This window comes from Dehalococcoidales bacterium, assembly GCA_030698765.1.
Classification (GTDB): Bacteria; Chloroflexota; Dehalococcoidia; order Dehalococcoidales; family UBA2162; genus JAUYMF01.
Window position 1 is genome coordinate 1 of the sequence record JAUYMF010000078.1, and the last position, 2,602, is coordinate 2,602.

Consider the following 2,602-nt stretch of genomic DNA (forward strand, 5'->3'; position numbering starts at 1 on the left):
TGCTATACTGTGACTGGTAAATCCCGAAGAATGGTCGGTGACTTCACGGAAACTACCGGGCAAAATATGCAAAATATGGGGGTATTTGATGAATACTATCAATGTTGTCCTTGCTTCCAGGCTGGAGGAAGACTTACAGCGGCGGGTGGCTGCTGCCGATAAGCGAATCAAGGTGATTGATGCTACCGATGTTTTTGAAGCCTCGTTGCCGGGGGCTGCGCCGGGTAACCGCCGCGCCGAGCTTGATAGCTTGTTGCGGGAGGCGGAGGTGCTGCTTATGCCCAGGGCACCCTGGCCGCCCGATATTTTCTCCCAGACACCGAAGCTGAGGTGGGTGCAGTATATCGGCGCCGGTGTGGACAGTGCTGCCGCGAGGAGCCTGCTGGACACTGAATATATCGTGACCAATTCCAGGGGGACGCAGAATATCCCGATTTCAGAGTATGTCATGGCCGTGATGCTGATGTTTGTCAAGATGTCCCCCCGGTGCTTTGCCAACAAGCAGGCAAGACGGTGGCAGAAGATTGATTTCCTCGAGCTTCACGGAAAGACCCTGGGTATCGTCGGTCTGGGCAGCATCGGCAATGAGATAATCCGCCTCGCCCGCGCCTTTAGCATGAGAATCGTGGCTACCAGAAAGTCGGCAGTGAAGAAGGAGTCCTCCGTTATGGGAGTTGATACGCTCTATCCTCCCCAGGACTTACTGGAGATGCTGGGCGAGTGCGACTTCGTGGTGATGACGGTGGCGCTGACCGACGAAACGAAGAAGATGATAGGGGAGCGGGAGTTGAAGGCGATGAAGCCCACGGGGGTGCTCATCAACGTTGCCCGGGGTGGTGTTGTTGACCAGGCCATGCTTATCCGGGCGCTTAAGGAAGGCTGGATTGGTGGGGCCGGGCTGGATGTTTTTGAGAAGGAACCTCTGGTTCCGGAAAGCGAGCTGTGGGAGCTGCCCAATGTCATCATCAGCCCCCATGTATCGGCGAGGAGCGAGATGCGTAACGTCCGGCTGACCGACCTTTTCTGCGAGAACCTGAAGAGGTACGCTAACGGACAACAGCCGCTGATAAATGAGATTGACCGGGCAAAAGGGTACTGACCTGAGACAAAAAGGGGGGTGAGGTCATGCCGCGCCAGTCTAAAACAGATCCCCGGATACTGGAGATGCCGCCGCAGAAGGTGGGGGTGGTTACCGGTAAAGGGGCGCCGGATAAGGTCTTTCCGGAACTGATGCCTGCTCTCTACGGCTCTGTCTACACGCTGAGATTTGACCGTAAGAAGCGGGGGCTGCCCGTATTCAAAGTGAGCGGTCTCCGTGCGCGTTACCCGGATGCCGTTACCATGCCCAAAGATAAATGGACGATGATTGTCGCCCTGCCGGTGCCTGACGATACCGACTCTCTGCCCCAGAAGGTAGCCGGAACTGAGGTCAGGCTGGAGACCTGGGATTACGGTACGGTGGCCCAGATTCTGCACCTCGGGGCTTATGACCGGGAGACAGCCTCCATTGAACGCCTGCACCGTTTCATTGAAGACAGCGGCTTCGAGATAGCCGGTGACCACGAGGAAGAGTACCTCACCCGACCTGACGCTAAAGTCCCCAAGACTATCATCCGCTATGTGGTGAGGAAGAAGGGATAGCGGAGCGGATTCCCGGGACTATCAGCCGGATGGACTGGACGGTCTAAAAGGTCACCACTTGGAGAGGACATCCCTCCAGAAATCATAGATGCCCTTCTTGCCGATGCCTCCGGTGTAGCCGGCGCGCACCATCATCTTGATCAGGGGATGAACGTGGCCTCTCTCCCAGCCAAACTCGCGGATGGTGTCTTCCTCGGCATGGACGCATAGCCCCCACCCCCCGATGAGGTCACCAAGCTCCAGCGGCCCCATGGGGCGGTTGTAGCCCAGCCTGACGGCCTTATCGATATCCTCCGGAGGGGCGACATGCGCCCAGACCAGCTCCACGGCGTCATTGCCCCAGGGCCGTCCCGGTTCCCCACCGGCGGCGCGGTTCGCCAGGAAACCGTAGGTGTCCCGGCAGTATACCGGCTCCTTGCCCAGCTTCCGCGCCAGTTCATACACCGTAGCTGCTGTTTCCTCGGAGGTTAATGCTGCCCTGACCACTTCCACCAGCTTCATCACGGACGGTGGATTGAAGAAGTGCATACCGGCCACCCTGTCCGCTCTTTTGGTCTGAGCGGCCATTTCGGTGACGCTCAGGTATGAGGTATTGCTCGCCAGGATAGCGTGGGCCGGAGCCGCTTCGTCAAGCTGTTTGAAGATGCTCTTCTTCAAGTCCATGCTCTCAAAGACGGCCTCGATGACAAGGTCAGCCTTGCTGGCAGCCTCAGCAATATCAGATGTGGTCTGGATACGACCGATTATCGCCTTCATCTCGTCCGTGGTCATTCTCCCCTTGTCCACGAAGAACTTTTGCAGGTTGTTCTGCTGGTTTTGCAGCCCTCTCTGTACCAGTTCCTCGGTGGTATCGGTCAGTACCACCTGGTAGCCGCCGACCCGCGACATAAGCTCGGCGATGCCCGACCCCATATTACCGGCGCCGATAACGGCAATCTGTTTGATACTGTCTATTCCCATT

At 57.4% G+C, this 2,602-nt stretch carries 3 protein-coding genes; 2 read left to right on the forward strand and 1 reads right to left on the reverse strand.

The genetic code is table 11. The features are described from left to right. The first annotated feature begins 88 nt into the window (after nucleotides 1–88). Both Q8Q07_03505 and Q8Q07_03510 read left to right on the forward strand, forming a co-directional pair. Nucleotides 89–1,099, forward strand: coding sequence for a D-2-hydroxyacid dehydrogenase (locus Q8Q07_03505; protein MDP3879357.1), 1,011 nt, complete (start codon nucleotides 89–91; stop codon nucleotides 1,097–1,099). A gap of 26 nt (nucleotides 1,100–1,125) precedes the next feature. Next, nucleotides 1,126–1,641, forward strand: coding sequence for a GyrI-like domain-containing protein (locus Q8Q07_03510; GenBank protein MDP3879358.1), 516 nt, complete (start codon nucleotides 1,126–1,128; stop codon nucleotides 1,639–1,641). 51 nt (nucleotides 1,642–1,692) lie between these two features. Here the strand turns inward: Q8Q07_03510 and Q8Q07_03515 are convergent. Then, nucleotides 1,693–2,602, reverse strand: a 910-nt coding sequence (locus Q8Q07_03515; GenBank protein MDP3879359.1) for a 3-hydroxyacyl-CoA dehydrogenase family protein, incomplete at its 5' end; no start/stop codon positions are given.

Excerpts from the sequence above, each read along its gene's own strand:
- Q8Q07_03505 (MDP3879357.1), top strand. The coding sequence starts at position 89 with ATGAATACTATCAATGTTGTCCTTGCTTCCAGGCTGGAGGAAGACTTA.
- Q8Q07_03510 (MDP3879358.1), top strand. The coding sequence starts at position 1,126 with ATGCCGCGCCAGTCTAAAACAGATCCCCGGATACTGGAGATGCCGCCG.